Raw genomic sequence first — 16,052 nt, forward strand, 5'->3', positions numbered from 1 at the left:
CAGATTCGGGAGGAAAGAAAATGAGAACGATTAAGGTAGGTTCCAGACGGAGCAAGCTGGCTATGACCCAGACAAAATGGGTGATTAACAAACTGAAGGAATTGAATCCTTCCTATAACTTTGAAATCCGGGAGATTGTCACAAAAGGCGACCGCATCCTCGATGTCACACTGTCAAAAGTGGGCGGCAAAGGTTTGTTTGTCAAAGAGATTGAACAGGCGCTGCTGCATCAGGAGATTGATATGGCGGTCCACAGCATGAAAGACATGCCCGCTGTTTTGCCTGAGGGTCTTGTCATCGGCTGCATACCGAAACGTGAGGATCCGCGTGATGCGCTGATTTCGAAGGGGCATCAAAAGCTGGAGGACATAAAAGAAGGCGGCATTATCGGCACCAGCAGTTTAAGAAGAAGCGCCCAGATTCTTGCTGAGCGTCCTGATCTTACTATTAAGTGGATCAGAGGAAACATAGATACGAGACTTCAAAAGCTTGAGACGGAGGATTACGATGCGATTATTTTAGCTGCTGCGGGTCTTTCAAGAATGGGCTGGAAAGACGATGTCGTATCTGAATTCCTCGAACCGGACCGCTGTCTGCCTGCGGTCGGCCAAGGCGCTCTTGCCATTGAATGCAGAGAGTCGGATGAGGAGCTTTTGAAGCTGTTTGCGCAATTCACCGATGAGTATACGCAGCGCACGGTGGCAGCTGAACGGGCTTTCTTACACGCGATGGAAGGCGGCTGCCAGGTGCCGATTGCCGGGTATGCGTCCGTCAATGACAGGGATGAAGTTGAGCTGGTCGGTCTGGTTGCGTCTCCGGACGGAAAGACGATTTATAAAGAAACAGCGGCGGGACATGATCCGGAAGAAATCGGGAAACGCTGTGCGGCGATGATGTCTGAAAAAGGAGCCAAAGCCTTAATCGACAGCGTGAAACAGGAGCTCGATCAGGATGGCAAATGACCTTCCTTTACAAGGAAAGACCGTGCTTGTCACCCGGAACAAAAGACAGGCCGCTCCTTTTCGAAAAAAAGTGGAGGCGCTCGGCGGAACGGCTGTTTCCGCTTCGCTGATCGCTTTTCAGGAAGCGCTCCCGGATGAATGTGCGGACAGTCTCCGGGAAGACCTTTCTGAACCAGGATGGCTTGTGTTTACAAGCGTAAACGGCGTCCGGTTCTTTTTTTCCTACCTTGATCGGCACGGTCTTGCGCTTTCCGGACGGAAAAAAATCGCAGCTGTCGGTGAAAAGACTGCACGCGCCTTGAAAGAGCGGGGAGCCGGGACGGATGCGATGCCTGACGAGTATGTGGCCGAATGTCTGGCAGATACATTAAAACGGCACGCATCAGCTGCCGAACCCATTTCAGTGATAAAGGGCAATTTATCACGCGATGTCATAAAAGCGGAGCTTGAGCCGCTTGGCTATCAAATAAGGGAATGGGTGTTATACAATACCATTCAGGATGAAAAAGGCATGGACGAGCTGAGACAGGCTGCATCCCGCTCTCATTTTGATTTTATTACGTTTACCAGTTCATCGGCGGTGCATACGTTTATGCATGCGGTCGGAAACGGAGAAAAAGCGTGGGAAAACAGCGGCGCGAGCTATATCAGCATCGGCCCTTTGACAGAGAAAGCGCTATTGGAATACGGGATCTCATCCCATGTGCCTGACACTTATACGATTGAAGGCATGCTGGACGTCATGTGCAGCATGTCGGGAAAGGATAGATAATGATGAATCAAACATTTAACAGACACCGCCGTTTGCGCGCGAACGCTGCGATGAGAGATTTAGTAAGAGAAACACGTCTTCACCCTTCAGATTTTATTTACCCTCTATTTGTCGTTGAAGGGCTTGAAGGGAAAAAAGAAGTTTCTTCCATGCCGGGGGTTTACCATGTATCTCTTGATTTATTGAAGGATGAGATGGCTGAGCTGATATCACTCGGCATTAAATCGGTCATCGTTTTCGGTGTCCCTGAAGAAAAAGACGCCTGCGGAACCCAGGCTTTTCACGATCACGGCATTGTGCAAAAAGGGATTGCTGAAATTAAAAAGCATTATCCTGAAATGATCGTCATCGCTGATACATGTCTTTGTGAATACACGGACCACGGCCATTGCGGTGTCGTCAAAGACGGAGAAATCCTTAATGACGAGTCGCTTGAACTGCTGGCTCAGACAGCCGTCAGCCAGGCCAAAGCAGGCGCTGACATCATCGCTCCTTCAAATATGATGGACGGTTTCGTCACGGTAATCAGAGAAGCGCTTGACAAAGAAGGGTTCACAAATATTCCGATCATGTCTTATGCAGTGAAATATTCAAGTGAATTTTACGGTCCGTTCCGCGACGCGGCTGACAGCACGCCGCAGTTCGGCGACCGAAAAACTTATCAGATGGATCCGGCCAACCGCCTGGAAGCGCTTCGTGAGGCAGAATCAGACGCCGCAGAAGGCGCTGACTTTTTAATCGTCAAACCGTCTATGTCATACTTAGATATTATGCGTGATGTGAAAAACCGCCATCACCTGCCGCTGGTCGCTTATAATGTGAGCGGGGAGTATTCCATGGTGAAAGCTGCAGCCCAGAACGGCTGGATTAAAGAAAAAGAAATGGTGCTTGAAATTTTAACGAGCATGAAACGTGCAGGCGCTGATCTGATTATGACGTATCATGCAAAAGACGCAGCAAAATGGCTTGCTGAGTAACGATTTCATTTGACGGGAGCTGAGGCAGATGAGAAGCTATGAAAAATCAAAAGCCGCTTTTAAAGAAGCGCAGAAACTGATGCCGGGCGGAGTAAACAGTCCGGTGCGCGCGTTTAAATCAGTTGATATGGATCCGATTTTTATGCAGCGCGGCAAAGGATCGAAAATTTTTGATATTGACGGCAATGAATATATTGACTATGTGCTGAGCTGGGGACCGCTCATTTTGGGCCACACCAATGACCGCGTCGTTGAAAGCCTGAAAAAAGTAGCGGAAAACGGGACAAGTTTCGGGGCATCCACTGAAGTGGAAAACGAACTGGCCAAATTAGTCATTGACCGTGTGCCGTCTGTTGAAATCGTGCGGATGGTCAGCTCCGGCACAGAGGCGACAATGAGCGCCCTTCGTCTGGCAAGAGGATATACCGGCCGCAACAAAATTTTAAAATTTGAAGGCTGTTACCACGGCCACGGTGATTCACTGCTGATCAAAGCGGGATCCGGAGTGGCGACACTCGGTCTTCCGGACAGCCCGGGCGTACCTGAAGGGATTGCGATGAATACGATTACCGTTCCGTACAACGACTTGGAAAGCGTTGCACTCGCATTCCGGGAGTACGGTGAAGATATCGCCGGAGTCATTGTTGAGCCGGTAGCCGGCAATATGGGCGTCGTTCCGCCGCAGGAAGGGTTTTTACAAGGGCTTCGTGACATTACGGAACAATATGGCGCGCTGCTCATTTTTGATGAGGTCATGACCGGTTTTCGCGTGGACTATAACTGTGCGCAAGGATATTTCGGCGTGACGCCTGATTTAACGTGTCTCGGCAAAGTCATCGGCGGCGGTCTTCCTGTCGGTGCGTATGGCGGCAAAGCCGAAATCATGGAAAGAATCGCTCCGAGCGGTCCGATCTACCAAGCGGGAACCTTGTCAGGAAATCCGCTTGCCATGACAGCGGGACTTGAGACGTTACAGCAGCTCACACCTGAATCTTATCAAGAATTTGTGAAAAAAGGCGATATGCTTGAAGAAGGCATTTCAAAAGCCGCTGAAGCACATGGGATTCCGCACACATTTAACCGTGCCGGTTCAATGATCGGATTCTTTTTCACAAACGAGCCTGTCATTAACTATGAAACAGCCAAATCATCTGATTTAAAGCTGTTCGCCAAATATTATAAAGGGATGGCTGACGCAGGCGTATTTCTGCCGCCGTCTCAATTTGAAGGATTGTTTCTCTCCACTGCGCATACAATGGAGGATATCGAAAAAACCATTCAAGCCGCTGAGAAAGTGTTCCAGGCGATCAGCCGCTGATACCGAAAAGCCGATGCAAGCAAGTCTTGTATCGGCTTTTTTCAATGCCTCCTTTATCATATTTATCCATATTGCGGCATACACCTTTAGTGACATCTAATTGTAAGGATTAGATGAAAGGAGGATATGAACTTGCCGCATAATCACCGGTTGCAATTTTCTGTTGAAGAATCAATCTGTTTCCAAAAAGGACAGGAAGTTTCTGAATTACTTTCGATTTCATTAGACCCTGATATCAGGGTGCAGGAAGTAAATGATTATGTCTCAATTAAAGGATCATTAGAACTTACTGGCGAGTACAACATAGATCACAGCAGTCAATTCGAAGAGCTTGGAAGAGAGCTGAGACATGTAGAGGAAGTGAGGGCGAGGGAGGATGGCACGGCCGAGCTCCTTCATTGCTTCCCGGTGGACATCACGATTCCGAAAAATAAAGTGAGCCACCTCAATGACGTTTTCGTTTTTATTGATGCCTTTGATTATCAGCTAACGGATTCAAGGATTTTAACCATTCAGGCTGATTTGGCAATTGAAGGGCTGCTTGAGGAATCCGAGCCAAAAGAGCCGGAGATCCCTCTGTATGTGGCGCCTGAATTTGCCAGAGAAGAAATGATCAATCTTGCTGACCATCGCTCTGAGGAAGACAACGAACCTGAATTAGTGATACGCCAGAGGCCTGAAGAACCTCTGCCTGAAGCTGAAGAACCCCTGGCTGTATCAGAAGAAGCGGCGCAAGAAGCCGGGGAGAATGAGGAAGAGACTCCGCCTATATTCAGGCAGGAGGAAGAGGAAGAAGAAGAGGAGGCTGAGGAAACTGAAGAAACTGCCCCTGTTCTGAGGCTGGAAGAGGTGCCGGAACCTGTCTCATATACTGAGCCTCCCCCTCCCGCTGCCATCCTGGAGGAAGAAGAGCCGGAAGAGCCGGAAGAGCCGGAAGAGCCGGAAGAAGCTGAGGAGCTTGAGGAGCCTGCAATCATGGCGGCTGAGAGGAATGAACCTGTATCTGAGGATGATTCAGCGGAAATGCTTGAAGAAACAGCAGATGATGTTGAACCGGTTTCCCCTGCTTTTACTCTGACCCCGCATGCCGATAAAGCAGAGATTGAGGAACAGCCCGTCCTTCAAAAAGAAGAGCAGCCTGAGGCCGAACCGCTTCTCCGTCAGAGTGATCAAGAGGAGGCGGAAGAAGCCGAAGATGAGCCTGCGGTTTTTGAAGAAGAGCAGGCGCCCCCTTATCGCGAGTTCGTTCCGGAACCGCGGGAAGAGGCATTTTACAGCGCACCTAAGTTTCTTGAGGAAGAAGCTCAGGCTGATGAAGGATTTGAAGTTGAGGTGAGGAAGATGGCGCAGCCGGAGGAGGAAACCGGGGAGCCTCTTGATTTGTCCTTTCAGTTTTCCAAACTGCCTCCTGAGGAACCAGCGGCACCTGAGCCGTCTGAGCCGCTTAAATCAGAAAGAGAGAATCAAGAAGCGGCATCGAAAACGGAGCAGAAGGAAAATGACAACTCTCATTATTTGACGAAATTATTTACAAGAGAAGAAGAAAAGTTTTCTAGAATGAAAATCTGCATCGTGCAGCAGGAAGATACAATCGACCGGGTGTGTGAACGATATGACATCACATCCCAGCAGCTCATCAGAACGAATGCTTTATCGTTTGATGACGAACTGGAAGAAGGTCAGCTTCTGTATATACCTGAATATAATAACAGCCATGCGTAAGCACAAAGAGGCCGTAAAAATGTGGTGAATGGAATGGAAGCAGTCCAATCAGTGCTTCAGGAATACGGGCTGGAGGCCGAGTATATTGAGCCTGTCAGCCCGCATGTATGGAAAGTCTACTCAAACCACGGCATTTTTGCTTTGAAACAGCTCAAGCCGGCCCGCAGCAGTGAATTTACGGACTATATGATTGAGATTGAGGAGAAAGGCTACCGTTCATTTGTGCCGATCTACCGCACGCATGCAGGCGATTTTTTTGCGGGAAGCCGGACGGAGGCGTCTTATTATTTAATGCCCTGGCTTCAGTACGATCAGGAAGAAGAACGGGATCAAAAACATGTTTACCTTTTTAAAGAGGTGGCGAAGCTCCATTCCGCGACCGTGCGGGACATCCAAATCCGGACTGAAGATATCAGCAGCTTTTATGAACTGACGAAAAGAGATTGGGAAAATGATAAGCTCGTCTATGAACAATTTGCCGACCGGGCGGAAAAAGAGTGGTACCTTTCTCCTTTTGAATTGCAGGCTGTTACGTATCTTACAGAAACGGTTTCAGCCGTTAATTTTGCTCTTGAACGTCTGGAAGAATGGTTTGACGCGGCAAAGGATCATGACAAAACGAGAGCGGTGATCAATCACGGCAGCTTATCGAGCCGCCATTTTCTATATAATGATGTGGGAACGGGCTTTTTTACAAATTTCGAGAAAGCCGGGCTCGGACCTCCGCAAAATGATCTGCTCGGCTTTTACTCCAGAATGTTCAGAAGCTATCCGAAAGCGTGTCCGGAGTGCCTTGAATGGTTTTATACGTATCACAAATCATTCCCCCTCCGTGAAGCGGAAATCAGCCTGTTTCTCAGCTATATGGCTTATCCGAGCGGCATGTACAAAGTGCTGAAACGGTATCAAACCGCCCAAAGGGGTTCTGAGAAAGAAGAGTGCACGCAGTTATTAAGAGCGTTTTGGCAGATGAAAAATGTTGAACCTTTTCTCATGAAGGTGTATCAGATTGAGCAGGAGAAAAAAAGAAAGGCGGAAAACGAGTCCTCTTCATAGCGGGACTCGTTTTTTTATATCCATTCCAAATGCAGGGCGCACGCTAAAAACAGCAGGATGGCAAGCAGCAGGACGTCAAAAGTCGTCGGAAAGAAAATCGTCCTGATCCCCTGAAAGATCGTAATCGGTATAATGACTTGCGCTGATACAAGGCGGACCTGTCTGGCCCACGGGGGGAGCGAATAAGAATTGAATTTTTTTCTCACGGCAATTCCTCCTTACATTCGCCTTTCTTTGTATCGTATGTGAGGGAAAGGGCGGGGTGCATGCCCATTTATGTATGACGGCAGCGGTTTTTGGAAAAGATGATTGACGAAACAAAAACACTTTTACTATAATAAAGAACATAATAAATAAGATCATGAGCTGATATAAATACACCTGCTTTGAACGGGAAGAGTACAAGAAAGACGCATGAAGAGAGAGAAGCTATTGTGCTGAAAGGCTTCTTATGCCGTCTCATTGGAAGGTCGCCCGGGAGCATAATTTCTTGAACATACAGTAGAGAAATTCGGGCCGCACCCGTTATCCGTTTAAGTGCATGAACAAATCTGTTCATGAAAAAAGGTGGTACCGCGAAAGAGCTTTTCGTCCTTTATCAGGATGAAGGCTCTTTTTTAGTTGCTCAGCCATTTCTAAACATGCTGGAGGGTTATCATGGATACAAACGAACAAACAATGCCGACAAAATATGATCCGTCTGCGATTGAAAAAGGCCGCTATGATTTTTGGCTGAAAGGAAAATATTTTGAAGCGGGCGGCGATCAAACGAAACAGCCGTATTCTGTCGTCATTCCGCCGCCGAACGTGACGGGCAGGCTGCACCTCGGTCATGCGTGGGATACGACGCTGCAAGATATCGTTACGCGTATGAAACGCATGCAGGGCTATGACGTGCTCTGGCTTCCGGGTATGGATCACGCCGGGATTGCCACTCAGGCAAAAGTCGAAGCGAAACTCCGCGAACAGGGTACAAGCCGTTATGACCTTGGCCGCGAAAAGTTTCTTGAAGAAACGTGGAAGTGGAAGGAAGAGTACGCTGATTTCATCCGCAGCCAATGGGCCAAAATGGGGCTCGGGCTCGATTATTCGCGCGAACGTTTCACTCTTGATGAAGGGCTGAACAAAGCCGTGCGTGAAGTATTCGTCAAATTGTACGAAAAAGGTTTGATTTACAGAGGCGAATATATCATCAACTGGGACCCTGCCACAAAAACGGCTTTGTCCGATATTGAAGTGATTTACAAAGACGTACAGGGCGCGTTTTATCATTTGCGCTATCCGTTAGCAGACGGTTCAGGCTCAATTGAAATCGCGACCACCCGTCCGGAAACGATGCTTGGCGACACGGCTGTCGCGGTTCATCCTGAAGATGAGCGCTACAAGCACTTAATCGGCAAAACGGTGATTCTGCCGATTACAAACCGCGAAATTCCGATCGTCGGCGATGATTACGTTGACATGGAATTCGGATCAGGAGCCGTTAAAATCACGCCTGCCCATGACCCGAATGACTTTGAACTCGGAAACCGCCACAATTTAGAACGGATTCTCGTCATGAACGAAGACGGTACAATGAATGAAAAAGCGCTGCAATATAACGGCATGGACCGGTTTGAATGCCGCAAAAAACTCGTCAAAGACCTTCAGGAGACAGGCGTTCTCTTTAAAATCGAAGACCATATGCATTCAGTCGGACACAGTGAGAGAAGCGGCGCCGTTGTTGAGCCGTACCTGTCCACACAATGGTTTGTCAAAATGCAGCCGCTGGCCGATGCGGCGGTGGACCTTCAGTCGAAAGAAGAGAAAGTTCACTTCGTTCCTGACCGTTTCGAGAAAACGTACCTGCACTGGATGGAAAACATCCGTGATTGGTGTATTTCCCGTCAGCTTTGGTGGGGCCACCGCATTCCGGCTTGGTATCATAAAGAAACAAAAGAAGTGTATGTCGGCCTTGAAGCGCCTGAGGACAGCGAAAATTGGGAACAGGATTCAGACGTGCTTGATACATGGTTCAGCTCCGCGCTGTGGCCGTTTTCTACAATGGGCTGGCCTGATGAAAATGCTGAAGACTTTAAGCGTTATTACTCAACCGATGTGCTTGTGACAGGGTATGACATCATCTTCTTCTGGGTATCCCGGATGATTTTCCAAGGTCTTGAGTTTACCGGCGAGCGCCCGTTCAAAGACGTGCTGATCCACGGCTTAATCCGTGACGAGCAGGGCAGAAAAATGAGTAAATCCCTTGGGAACGGCGTTGATCCGATGGATGTCATCGACAAGTACGGAGCAGATTCACTGCGCTATTTCCTGGCAACCGGAAGCTCACCTGGACAGGATCTCCGTTTCAGCTATGAAAAAGTGGAATCCACATGGAATTTCGCAAATAAAATTTGGAACGCTTCCCGTTTTGCTTTAATGAACATGGACGGCATGACGTATGACGAACTTGATCTGTCCGGTGAAAAATCAGTTGCTGATAAGTGGATTCTTACAAGACTGAATGAAACGATTGAAGACGTTACCCAGCTTGCGGATCGTTATGAATTCGGTGAAGTCGGACGCCATCTGTACAACTTTATCTGGGATGATGTGTGCGACTGGTATATCGAAATGGCGAAGCTTCCGCTGTACGGGGAAGATGAAGCGGCGAAGAAAACAACCCGCTCTGTTCTTGCTTACGTGCTTGACCAGACGATGCGTCTTCTGCACCCGTTTATGCCGTTCTTAACAGAGGAGATCTGGCAGCACCTTCCTCATGAAGGCGAGTCAATCACGATCAGTTCTTGGCCTGTTCCGGTAGCAGAACATACGGACAAAGAGGCAGCGGCGGATATGAAACTGCTTGTTGAATTAATCCGTTCTGTCCGCAATATCCGAAGCGAAGTTAACACACCGATGAGCAAACAGGTTGAACTTTACATTAAAACATCTACGGAAGAAATTGCCGGACGCCTTGAGAAGAACCGTTCTTACGTTGAGCGTTTCACGAATCCGAGCACGCTGAAAATCGGGACGGATATCACCGCGGCAGACAAAGCGATGACAGCGGTCGTCACCGGAGCGGAAGTGATTCTGCCGCTTGAAGGGCTGATTAACATCGATGAGGAAATCGCCCGTCTGCAAAAAGAATTCGACAAGCTGACAAAAGAAGTCGAACGCGTTCAGAAAAAACTCGGCAACGAAGGATTCATCAAAAAAGCTCCTGAGCAAGTCATTGAAGAAGAACGCGCAAAAGAGAAAGACTACACGGCAAAACGCGAAGCTGTCCGGCAGCGGATCGCAGAGCTGAAAGGCTGATAAAACAGCGGGGCGGTTTCCTAAGAAACCGCCTTGTTGTATAAAAGAGGGGATTTCATTGTTTAATACGTACAAAGAAGCGATCAGCTGGATTCACGGCAGACTCAAGTTCGGCGTTAAGCCTGGCCTTCTCCGTATGGAAAGGCTGATGGAAAAATTAGAACATCCGGAAAAGAATATTCGCGCCATTCATGTGGCGGGCACAAACGGCAAAGGCTCCACCGTCTCTTTTATCCGTTCCGTGCTTCAAGAAGCCGGTTATACGGTCGGCACATTCACATCTCCCTACATCATTACGTTCAATGAGCGTATCAGCGTAAACGGCACGCCGATTTCTGATGAGGAATGGAGAGCGCTCGTTAATGAAATCAAACCGATAGTCGATGAGATTGATAAAACCGATGCCGGAACGGTGACAGAATTTGAAATCATTACAGCGTGTTCATTTTTATATTTTGCGAAGCGGGATGATATCGATTTTGTCATTTTTGAAGCGGGGCTCGGCGGCACATTCGATTCAACCAATATTGTGAAACCGCTTTTGTCGGTCATTACAAGCATCGGACATGACCATATGGCGATTTTAGGCAATACCATCGAGGAGATCGCCGGGCAGAAAGCCGGTATTATTAAAAAAGCCATTCCGGTCATTACAGGTGTCAATCAGCCGGAAGCACTCGGCGTTATTGAAGCGGAGGCCGAAGAAAAGCAGGCTCCGTGCCAGTCGCTATATAAAACATGCAGACTGTTTAATGGTGCGGCGCTTCCGTCCGGCGAAAGCTTCTCGCTGGAAACGGAAACGAAATGTTATGAGGACGTTCAAACGTCGCTGATCGGCATTCATCAAAGGCAGAATGCGGCCTTGGCGATATTGGCTGCTGAATGGCTGAATCGCCTGAAAATCACAGCCATTTCTGAAGAAGCATTGCGAAACGGTCTGAAAAAAGCTTCATGGCCGGGCCGGTTTGAACGGCTTCAAAGCCGCCCTTTAGTGTTTGCGGACGGCGCCCATAATGAAGAAGGCGTTAATACGCTGACAGAAACGATCAGGCAGCGATTTGCCGATAAAAACGTCCATGTCGTATTCAGCGCTTTAAAAGACAAACCGTATCAGGAAATGATTAAAAAGCTTGAAACCGAAGCGGATTCCATTCATTTTGCGTCATTTGACTTTCCGCGTGCCGCAAGCGCCGAAGACCTTTACAATGCAAGCAGTCTTGCGGATAAGAGCTTTGATGAGAATCCGGACAGTGTGAAAGAGTGGATAGAACAAAAAGACGGAGCGGATGATGTCATCATCATTACCGGTTCCTTATACTTTATTTCCGAAATGAGAAAGCGGCTGATCTGACAGCCCCTGGAACACCCGGCAAGCCATTTTACGGTTTTGCCGGGTGTTTTTATGAGGAAAACACATTTTCAGCCATTTCAGGCATGGTATTTTTCTATGCTACAATCTGAGCCAGATTGATAGAAAAGGTGTGGTCTGAGTGCTTTTCATTCTGTTTGTTCTCGGTCTGATTTTCGGTTCTTTTTTTTATACAGTCGCATGCCGTATTCCGCTTCGAATCTCGGTTATTTCGCCGCGCTCATCCTGTTCGTTCTGCGGCTTGCCGCTCTCTTGGGGGGAGCTTGTGCCCGTTGTTTCCTATATCTTGCAAAGAGGGAGATGCAGACACTGCCGTGAGAAGCTGTCAGTGATGTATCCGGCGGCGGAATGCTGGACGGCATGTTTATTCACGGCTGCCGGTATCCATTTCGGTTTCTCAAAAGAGCTGCTAATCGCGCTGTTATTTTTGTCTCTGCTGATGATTGTGACTGTGACGGATCTGCAATATATGCTGATTCCTGACAAAGTTCTGCTGTTTTTTCTTCCGCTTTTTATCGTCGGCCGTATTTTTTCTCCGCTGGATTCATGGTATGCGGGGGTTGCCGGAGCTGTTTGCGGATTTGCTCTGCTTGTTTTTATCATGTTTGTCAGTAAAGGAGGCATCGGCGCAGGTGATGTGAAGCTGTTTGGAGTGATCGGACTTGCGCTCGGCGTGAAGCTTGTCCTTATTGCATTCTTTCTTTCCGTTATAATCGGAGCCGTATACGGTATGTGCGCCGCAGCGGGAGGCAGGCTTGGTAAAAAGCAGCCTTTCCCGTTTGCGCCGGCCATCGCAGCCGGGAGCGCTGTAAGTTACTTTTACGGTGAAGAGCTGTTCGCGTTTTACATCACACTCGCTTCAGGCGGGGCTTGAAAAATTTGGCGAACGTTTTTTGGACAAGACGACAAAAGTCTTGTTCTTTTTTTTTACGCCTATGCTAAAGTGTGAACCATGATCAGTTCAAGGTACGGCCAAGACGAATGCAAGGGGGAAGAGACGTTGAAAAAAAGGAAAAGCAAAAAGAACAGCAAAGCCAAAAACGATGCCCTTAAAGTAACGATTAACGGAAAAGAAGAAACGATGTATGGACAAGAAGATGTGAATGAAGGCGGGGAGAAAACCGTCACATTTTCAAATTGGGAAGAAACAAAGAAGGCGGAGCAGGAGATTGCAGCATCTCATGAAGATCCGAAAGAAGAAGACTTCAATTGGGATGATGAGAAGAATCATGAGGTATTTGAAGACGATCCGAAAGTCGTCCCGCCATACCAGAAGAAAAACACGGGTCCTCATTTTCCGAAAAAGAAGCAGCCGTCTTCTCCAGTAAAAAAAGCGGTCACGACAATTGCTGTTGCGGCTGTTTTAGGCACCGGCCTCGGCCTTGTCGCCTTAAATATGTCGGGAAGTAAAGAAGCCTCCGCCCCCGCATCCGCTGACAAAGGTTCACAAGGACAGACGGTGAAAGCGGGAGACGTTTCAAAAGACAAATCAGAAACAAATGGCACAGGAAACGCGGAACAGTCAGACGGAAACTATAAAACATTTGCGGTGCAGGCCGGAAAATTTTCATCAGAAAAAGGAGCGCAAACGCTTGTTGACCAGCTGACTGAAAAAGGATACTCGGCTGTCTCTCTGGCAAAAGAAGACGGGTACACATACGTGATCGCCGGTCTTGCAGCGGAAAAAAGCTTATCACAGCAATTGGGCCAGACGCTGATAGACCATGATTTTGAGGCTTGGGGCGGAAAAGAGCTCAGCTTTGCGGTCGATTCAGGGTTGGAAGGCTCTTTTAAACAAGCATCTGAGCTCTCGGCCAAAGCGATTACGGGCAAAGACATTTCAAAAGCGGATGTGGCTGAAGCAGCGAAAGCCGCAGACGGCGCAGACGCCGCTGACAAAAAGCAGAAAGAGGCCGTGCTTCAAGCGCTGAAAGAACTGGAAACGTCCGGTTCCGAATCCGGCTGGAAAGCCCAAAAAAAGCTTCTAAGCGTTGTGAAATAATAATCTCTCAATTCCCGTCATCCGGCGGGATTTTTTATTTTGTCATCAAAAAGTTATTTTTCTGAAATTGTGGTTGCCCGTTTGATTTGGTAGGATAGACAAGTATCTTTTTTTCTTAAGCAAACCCTGAAAGGATGACAAGCATGACAAAACGCTTAATACTCGCATCACAATCTCCGCGAAGAAAAGAACTCCTTAATCTTCTTCAGATTCCTTACAGCATTATTGCGAGCCGCACAGATGAAAAATTAAATCGAAACCTTTCGCCGGAAGAAAACGTCCAATGTTTGGCCGAGCAAAAAGCCGGTGTTGTATTGGCCGAAAATCCCGATGCAGCCGTTATCGGCGCTGACACGATGGTGTGCATAGACGGCGAGTGCCTCGGCAAACCGCGTGACAGAGAAGAAGCGGCACGCATGCTGCGGAGGCTTTCCGGCCGAAGCCATCAAGTCATTACGGCGGTCAGCATTCAGACGCATGACCGGAAAGAAACGTTCTGTGACACGACGGAAGTCACGTTTTGGCCGCTCAGTGAAGACGAAATACAGCTCTACATTGAAACTAAAGAACCGATGGATAAAGCAGGTGCATACGGCATCCAAGGAAAAGGCGCGCTTTTAGTGAAAAAAATAGACGGTGATTTCTATTCTGTCGTCGGGCTTCCTGTCGCTAAAACAATGAGAGCCCTGAAAGAATTTAATATAAAAGCTTGATGTTCAAACCGGGAAGGGGAACAAGGAGGGGTTGATCATCCGTGATCTGCCGTTAAAATTAAGAGATTTCCCCAAAAATGAAAAACCGAGAGAGCGGCTTCTGCACTTCGGAGCCGAACATCTGTCTAACAATGAACTGCTTGCCATCCTGCTGCGGACGGGAACGAAACACGAGTCCGTCATGAACCTATCTCACCGGCTGCTGCGGACGTTTGACGGGCTGCGCCTGTTAAAAGGCGCCTCTGCCCAGGAGCTTTCCAGCATTCCCGGAATCGGCACGGTGAAGGCCGTTCAGATTCTTGCCGCAATTGAGCTGGGCAGCCGTATTCATAAGACTGCCGCCGGGGAGCACCGGGTCATCCGTTCTCCCGAAGACGGGGCGAAGTATGTGATGGAGGACATGCGCTTTTTATCCCAGGAGCATTTTGTCTGTTTATATTTAAATACTAAAAATCAAGTCATTCATAAACGCACCGTTTTTATCGGAAGTCTGAATTCATCTATTGTCCACCCGCGGGAGGTGTTTAAAGAAGCTTTCAAACGATCCGCCGCGTCCTTCATTTGCGTTCACAATCATCCTTCAGGAGATCCTACACCGAGCAGGGAAGATATAGAAGTAACCAGGCGGCTTTTTGAGTGCGGAAATCTAATCGGCATCGAGCTGCTCGATCATTTGGTCATTGGTGACAAAAAATTTGTGAGTTTAAAGGAAAAAGGATATTTGTAACACTTTTTTTTTCGTTGATTTAAGATATAATAGATTTTATGAGTTTTTCCCTTTAGGGTATTTTTGCTTTAAGAAAGGAAGATACATACATATGTTCGGAATTGGTACAAGAGACCTTGGTATAGATTTGGGAACTGCGAATACGCTTGTGTTTGTTAAAGGTAAAGGAATTGTAGTGAGAGAGCCGTCAGTTGTTGCTCTGCAAACGGATACGAAATCGATCGTGGCGGTCGGTAACGATGCAAAAAACATGATCGGAAGAACTCCGGGCAACGTGGTTGCGCTCCGTCCGATGAAAGACGGCGTTATCGCTGATTATGAAACAACTGCGACAATGATGAAATACTACATTAATCAGGCTGTGAAAAATAAAGGGTTATTTGCGAGAAAGCCGTACGTTATGGTGTGTGTGCCGTCAGGTATTACTGCCGTTGAAGAACGGGCGGTCATTGACGCGACAAGACAAGCGGGCGCACGCGACGCTTATCCGATTGAAGAACCGTTTGCGGCAGCAATCGGCGCGAATCTTCCTGTATGGGAGCCTACGGGCAGCATGGTCGTTGATATCGGCGGCGGAACAACTGAAGTGGCGATCATTTCTTTAGGAGGCATTGTCACGTCTCAGTCAATCCGCGTAGCCGGTGACGAAATGGACGACTCAATCATCAGCTATATCAGAAAAACATATAATCTGATGATCGGTGACCGTACAGCGGAAGCCATTAAAATGGAAATCGGTTCAGCAGAAACCGGTGAAGAAAATGCGTCAATGGAAATCCGCGGCCGCGACCTTCTGACAGGTCTGCCGAAAACGATCGAAATCACGGGAACGGAAATTGCAAATGCCCTGCGTGATACAGTTCTTTCAATCGTTGACGCGGTGAAGAGCACGCTTGAAAAAACACCGCCTGAGCTGGCCGCTGACATTATGGACAGAGGTATTGTGTTAACCGGGGGAGGCGCCCTGCTCCGCAATCTCGATAAAGTCATCAGCGACGAAACGAAAATGCCTGTACTCATCGCTGAAGATCCGCTGGATTGTGTTGCGATCGGCACTGGAAAAGCACTGGAGCACATCCATCTTTTCAAAGGAAAAACAAGATAATCAGGAGTTAAATAGAAGAGGTGTATCAC

General features: G+C 48.1%; 14 protein-coding genes and 1 other annotated feature. Of the genes, 13 read left to right on the forward strand and 1 reads right to left on the reverse strand.

What is annotated here, in order from left to right:
- Nucleotides 1-20: 20 nt before the first annotated feature.
- The 6 genes from hemC (at nucleotide 21) to ysxE (ending at nucleotide 6,807) form a co-directional block, all read left to right on the forward strand.
- The gene (hemC, locus tag ACXN9U_RS01900; protein ID WP_366971324.1) at nucleotides 21-962 is read left to right on the forward strand and encodes a hydroxymethylbilane synthase; all 942 of its coding nucleotides are present in this window, start codon (nucleotides 21-23) and stop codon (nucleotides 960-962) included.
- Complete coding sequence (locus ACXN9U_RS01905; RefSeq protein ID WP_438420331.1) at nucleotides 952-1,734, forward strand: uroporphyrinogen-III synthase; 783 nt, start codon at nucleotides 952-954, stop codon at nucleotides 1,732-1,734. The genes hemC and ACXN9U_RS01905 overlap by 11 nt, the downstream gene beginning before the upstream one ends.
- 2 nt (nucleotides 1,735-1,736) lie before the next feature.
- On the forward strand, nucleotides 1,737-2,711 hold the full coding sequence (gene hemB, locus ACXN9U_RS01910; RefSeq protein WP_029575360.1) for a porphobilinogen synthase: 975 nt from the start codon (nucleotides 1,737-1,739) through the stop codon (nucleotides 2,709-2,711).
- Between the two features lie 28 nt (nucleotides 2,712-2,739).
- A complete protein-coding gene (gene hemL / locus ACXN9U_RS01915; protein WP_016938771.1) occupies nucleotides 2,740-4,029 on the forward strand; it encodes a glutamate-1-semialdehyde 2,1-aminomutase in 1,290 nt (429 codons plus the stop codon).
- 132 nt (nucleotides 4,030-4,161) lie between these two features.
- Nucleotides 4,162-5,751 (forward strand): LysM peptidoglycan-binding domain-containing protein, encoded by a 1,590-nt coding sequence (locus ACXN9U_RS01920; protein ID WP_060964639.1) that lies wholly within the window; start codon nucleotides 4,162-4,164, stop codon nucleotides 5,749-5,751.
- Nucleotides 5,752-5,784: 33 nt separating this feature from the next.
- The gene (gene ysxE, locus ACXN9U_RS01925) at nucleotides 5,785-6,807 is read left to right on the forward strand and encodes a spore coat protein YsxE (protein WP_489202479.1); all 1,023 of its coding nucleotides are present in this window, start codon (nucleotides 5,785-5,787) and stop codon (nucleotides 6,805-6,807) included.
- A 14-nt stretch (nucleotides 6,808-6,821) separates the two neighbouring features.
- On the opposite strand, the gene ACXN9U_RS01930 is transcribed toward ysxE, so the two are convergent.
- Nucleotides 6,822-7,013, reverse strand: a complete 192-nt coding sequence (locus ACXN9U_RS01930) for a hypothetical protein (RefSeq protein ID WP_045926471.1) — start codon at nucleotides 7,011-7,013, stop codon at nucleotides 6,822-6,824.
- A gap of 171 nt (nucleotides 7,014-7,184) precedes the next feature.
- Nucleotides 7,185-7,406: a binding site (T-box leader), on the forward strand.
- 58 nt (nucleotides 7,407-7,464) lie between these two features.
- On the opposite strand from ACXN9U_RS01930, the gene ACXN9U_RS01935 reads away from it, so the two are divergent.
- From ACXN9U_RS01935 to mreB, 7 genes are all read left to right on the forward strand, one after another.
- A complete protein-coding gene (locus ACXN9U_RS01935; RefSeq protein ID WP_489202118.1) occupies nucleotides 7,465-10,107 on the forward strand; it encodes a valine--tRNA ligase in 2,643 nt (880 codons plus the stop codon).
- 58 nt (nucleotides 10,108-10,165) lie between these two features.
- On the forward strand, nucleotides 10,166-11,458 hold the full coding sequence (locus ACXN9U_RS01940) for a bifunctional folylpolyglutamate synthase/dihydrofolate synthase (protein WP_489202119.1): 1,293 nt from the start codon (nucleotides 10,166-10,168) through the stop codon (nucleotides 11,456-11,458).
- Between the two features lie 139 nt (nucleotides 11,459-11,597).
- Complete coding sequence (locus ACXN9U_RS01945) at nucleotides 11,598-12,350, forward strand: prepilin peptidase (protein WP_489202120.1); 753 nt, start codon at nucleotides 11,598-11,600, stop codon at nucleotides 12,348-12,350.
- 126 nt (nucleotides 12,351-12,476) lie between these two features.
- Nucleotides 12,477-13,478, forward strand: coding sequence for an SPOR domain-containing protein (locus ACXN9U_RS01950; RefSeq protein ID WP_224988709.1), 1,002 nt, complete (start codon nucleotides 12,477-12,479; stop codon nucleotides 13,476-13,478).
- A gap of 143 nt (nucleotides 13,479-13,621) precedes the next feature.
- Nucleotides 13,622-14,191 carry a Maf family protein gene (locus tag ACXN9U_RS01955; RefSeq protein ID WP_060964644.1) on the forward strand — a complete coding sequence of 190 codons (570 nt, stop codon included), beginning with the start codon at nucleotides 13,622-13,624 and terminating at the stop codon, nucleotides 14,189-14,191.
- A gap of 31 nt (nucleotides 14,192-14,222) precedes the next feature.
- Nucleotides 14,223-14,918, forward strand: a complete 696-nt coding sequence (radC, locus tag ACXN9U_RS01960; RefSeq protein WP_489202121.1) for a RadC family protein — start codon at nucleotides 14,223-14,225, stop codon at nucleotides 14,916-14,918.
- 91 nt (nucleotides 14,919-15,009) lie between these two features.
- A complete protein-coding gene (mreB, locus tag ACXN9U_RS01965; protein ID WP_003152647.1) occupies nucleotides 15,010-16,023 on the forward strand; it encodes a cell shape-determining protein MreB in 1,014 nt (337 codons plus the stop codon).
- Nucleotides 16,024-16,052: the final 29 nt, after the last annotated feature.

The sequence above is a fragment of the Bacillus sp. BACIII genome, assembly GCF_057836745.1.

Bases quoted from the DNA above. Each gene is read 5' to 3' on its own strand.
- hemC (WP_366971324.1), top strand. From the start codon at position 21: ATGAGAACGATTAAGGTAGGTTCCAGACGGAGCAAGCTGGCTATGACC.
- ACXN9U_RS01905 (WP_438420331.1), top strand. From the start codon at position 952: ATGGCAAATGACCTTCCTTTACAAGGAAAGACCGTGCTTGTCACCCGG.
- hemL (WP_016938771.1), top strand. From the start codon at position 2,740: ATGAGAAGCTATGAAAAATCAAAAGCCGCTTTTAAAGAAGCGCAGAAA.
- hemB (WP_029575360.1), top strand. From the start codon at position 1,737: ATGAATCAAACATTTAACAGACACCGCCGTTTGCGCGCGAACGCTGCG.
- mreB (WP_003152647.1), top strand. From the start codon at position 15,010: ATGTTCGGAATTGGTACAAGAGACCTTGGTATAGATTTGGGAACTGCG.
- ysxE (WP_489202479.1), top strand. From the start codon at position 5,785: ATGGAAGCAGTCCAATCAGTGCTTCAGGAATACGGGCTGGAGGCCGAG.
- ACXN9U_RS01955 (WP_060964644.1), top strand. From the start codon at position 13,622: ATGACAAAACGCTTAATACTCGCATCACAATCTCCGCGAAGAAAAGAA.
- ACXN9U_RS01935 (WP_489202118.1), top strand. From the start codon at position 7,465: ATGGATACAAACGAACAAACAATGCCGACAAAATATGATCCGTCTGCG.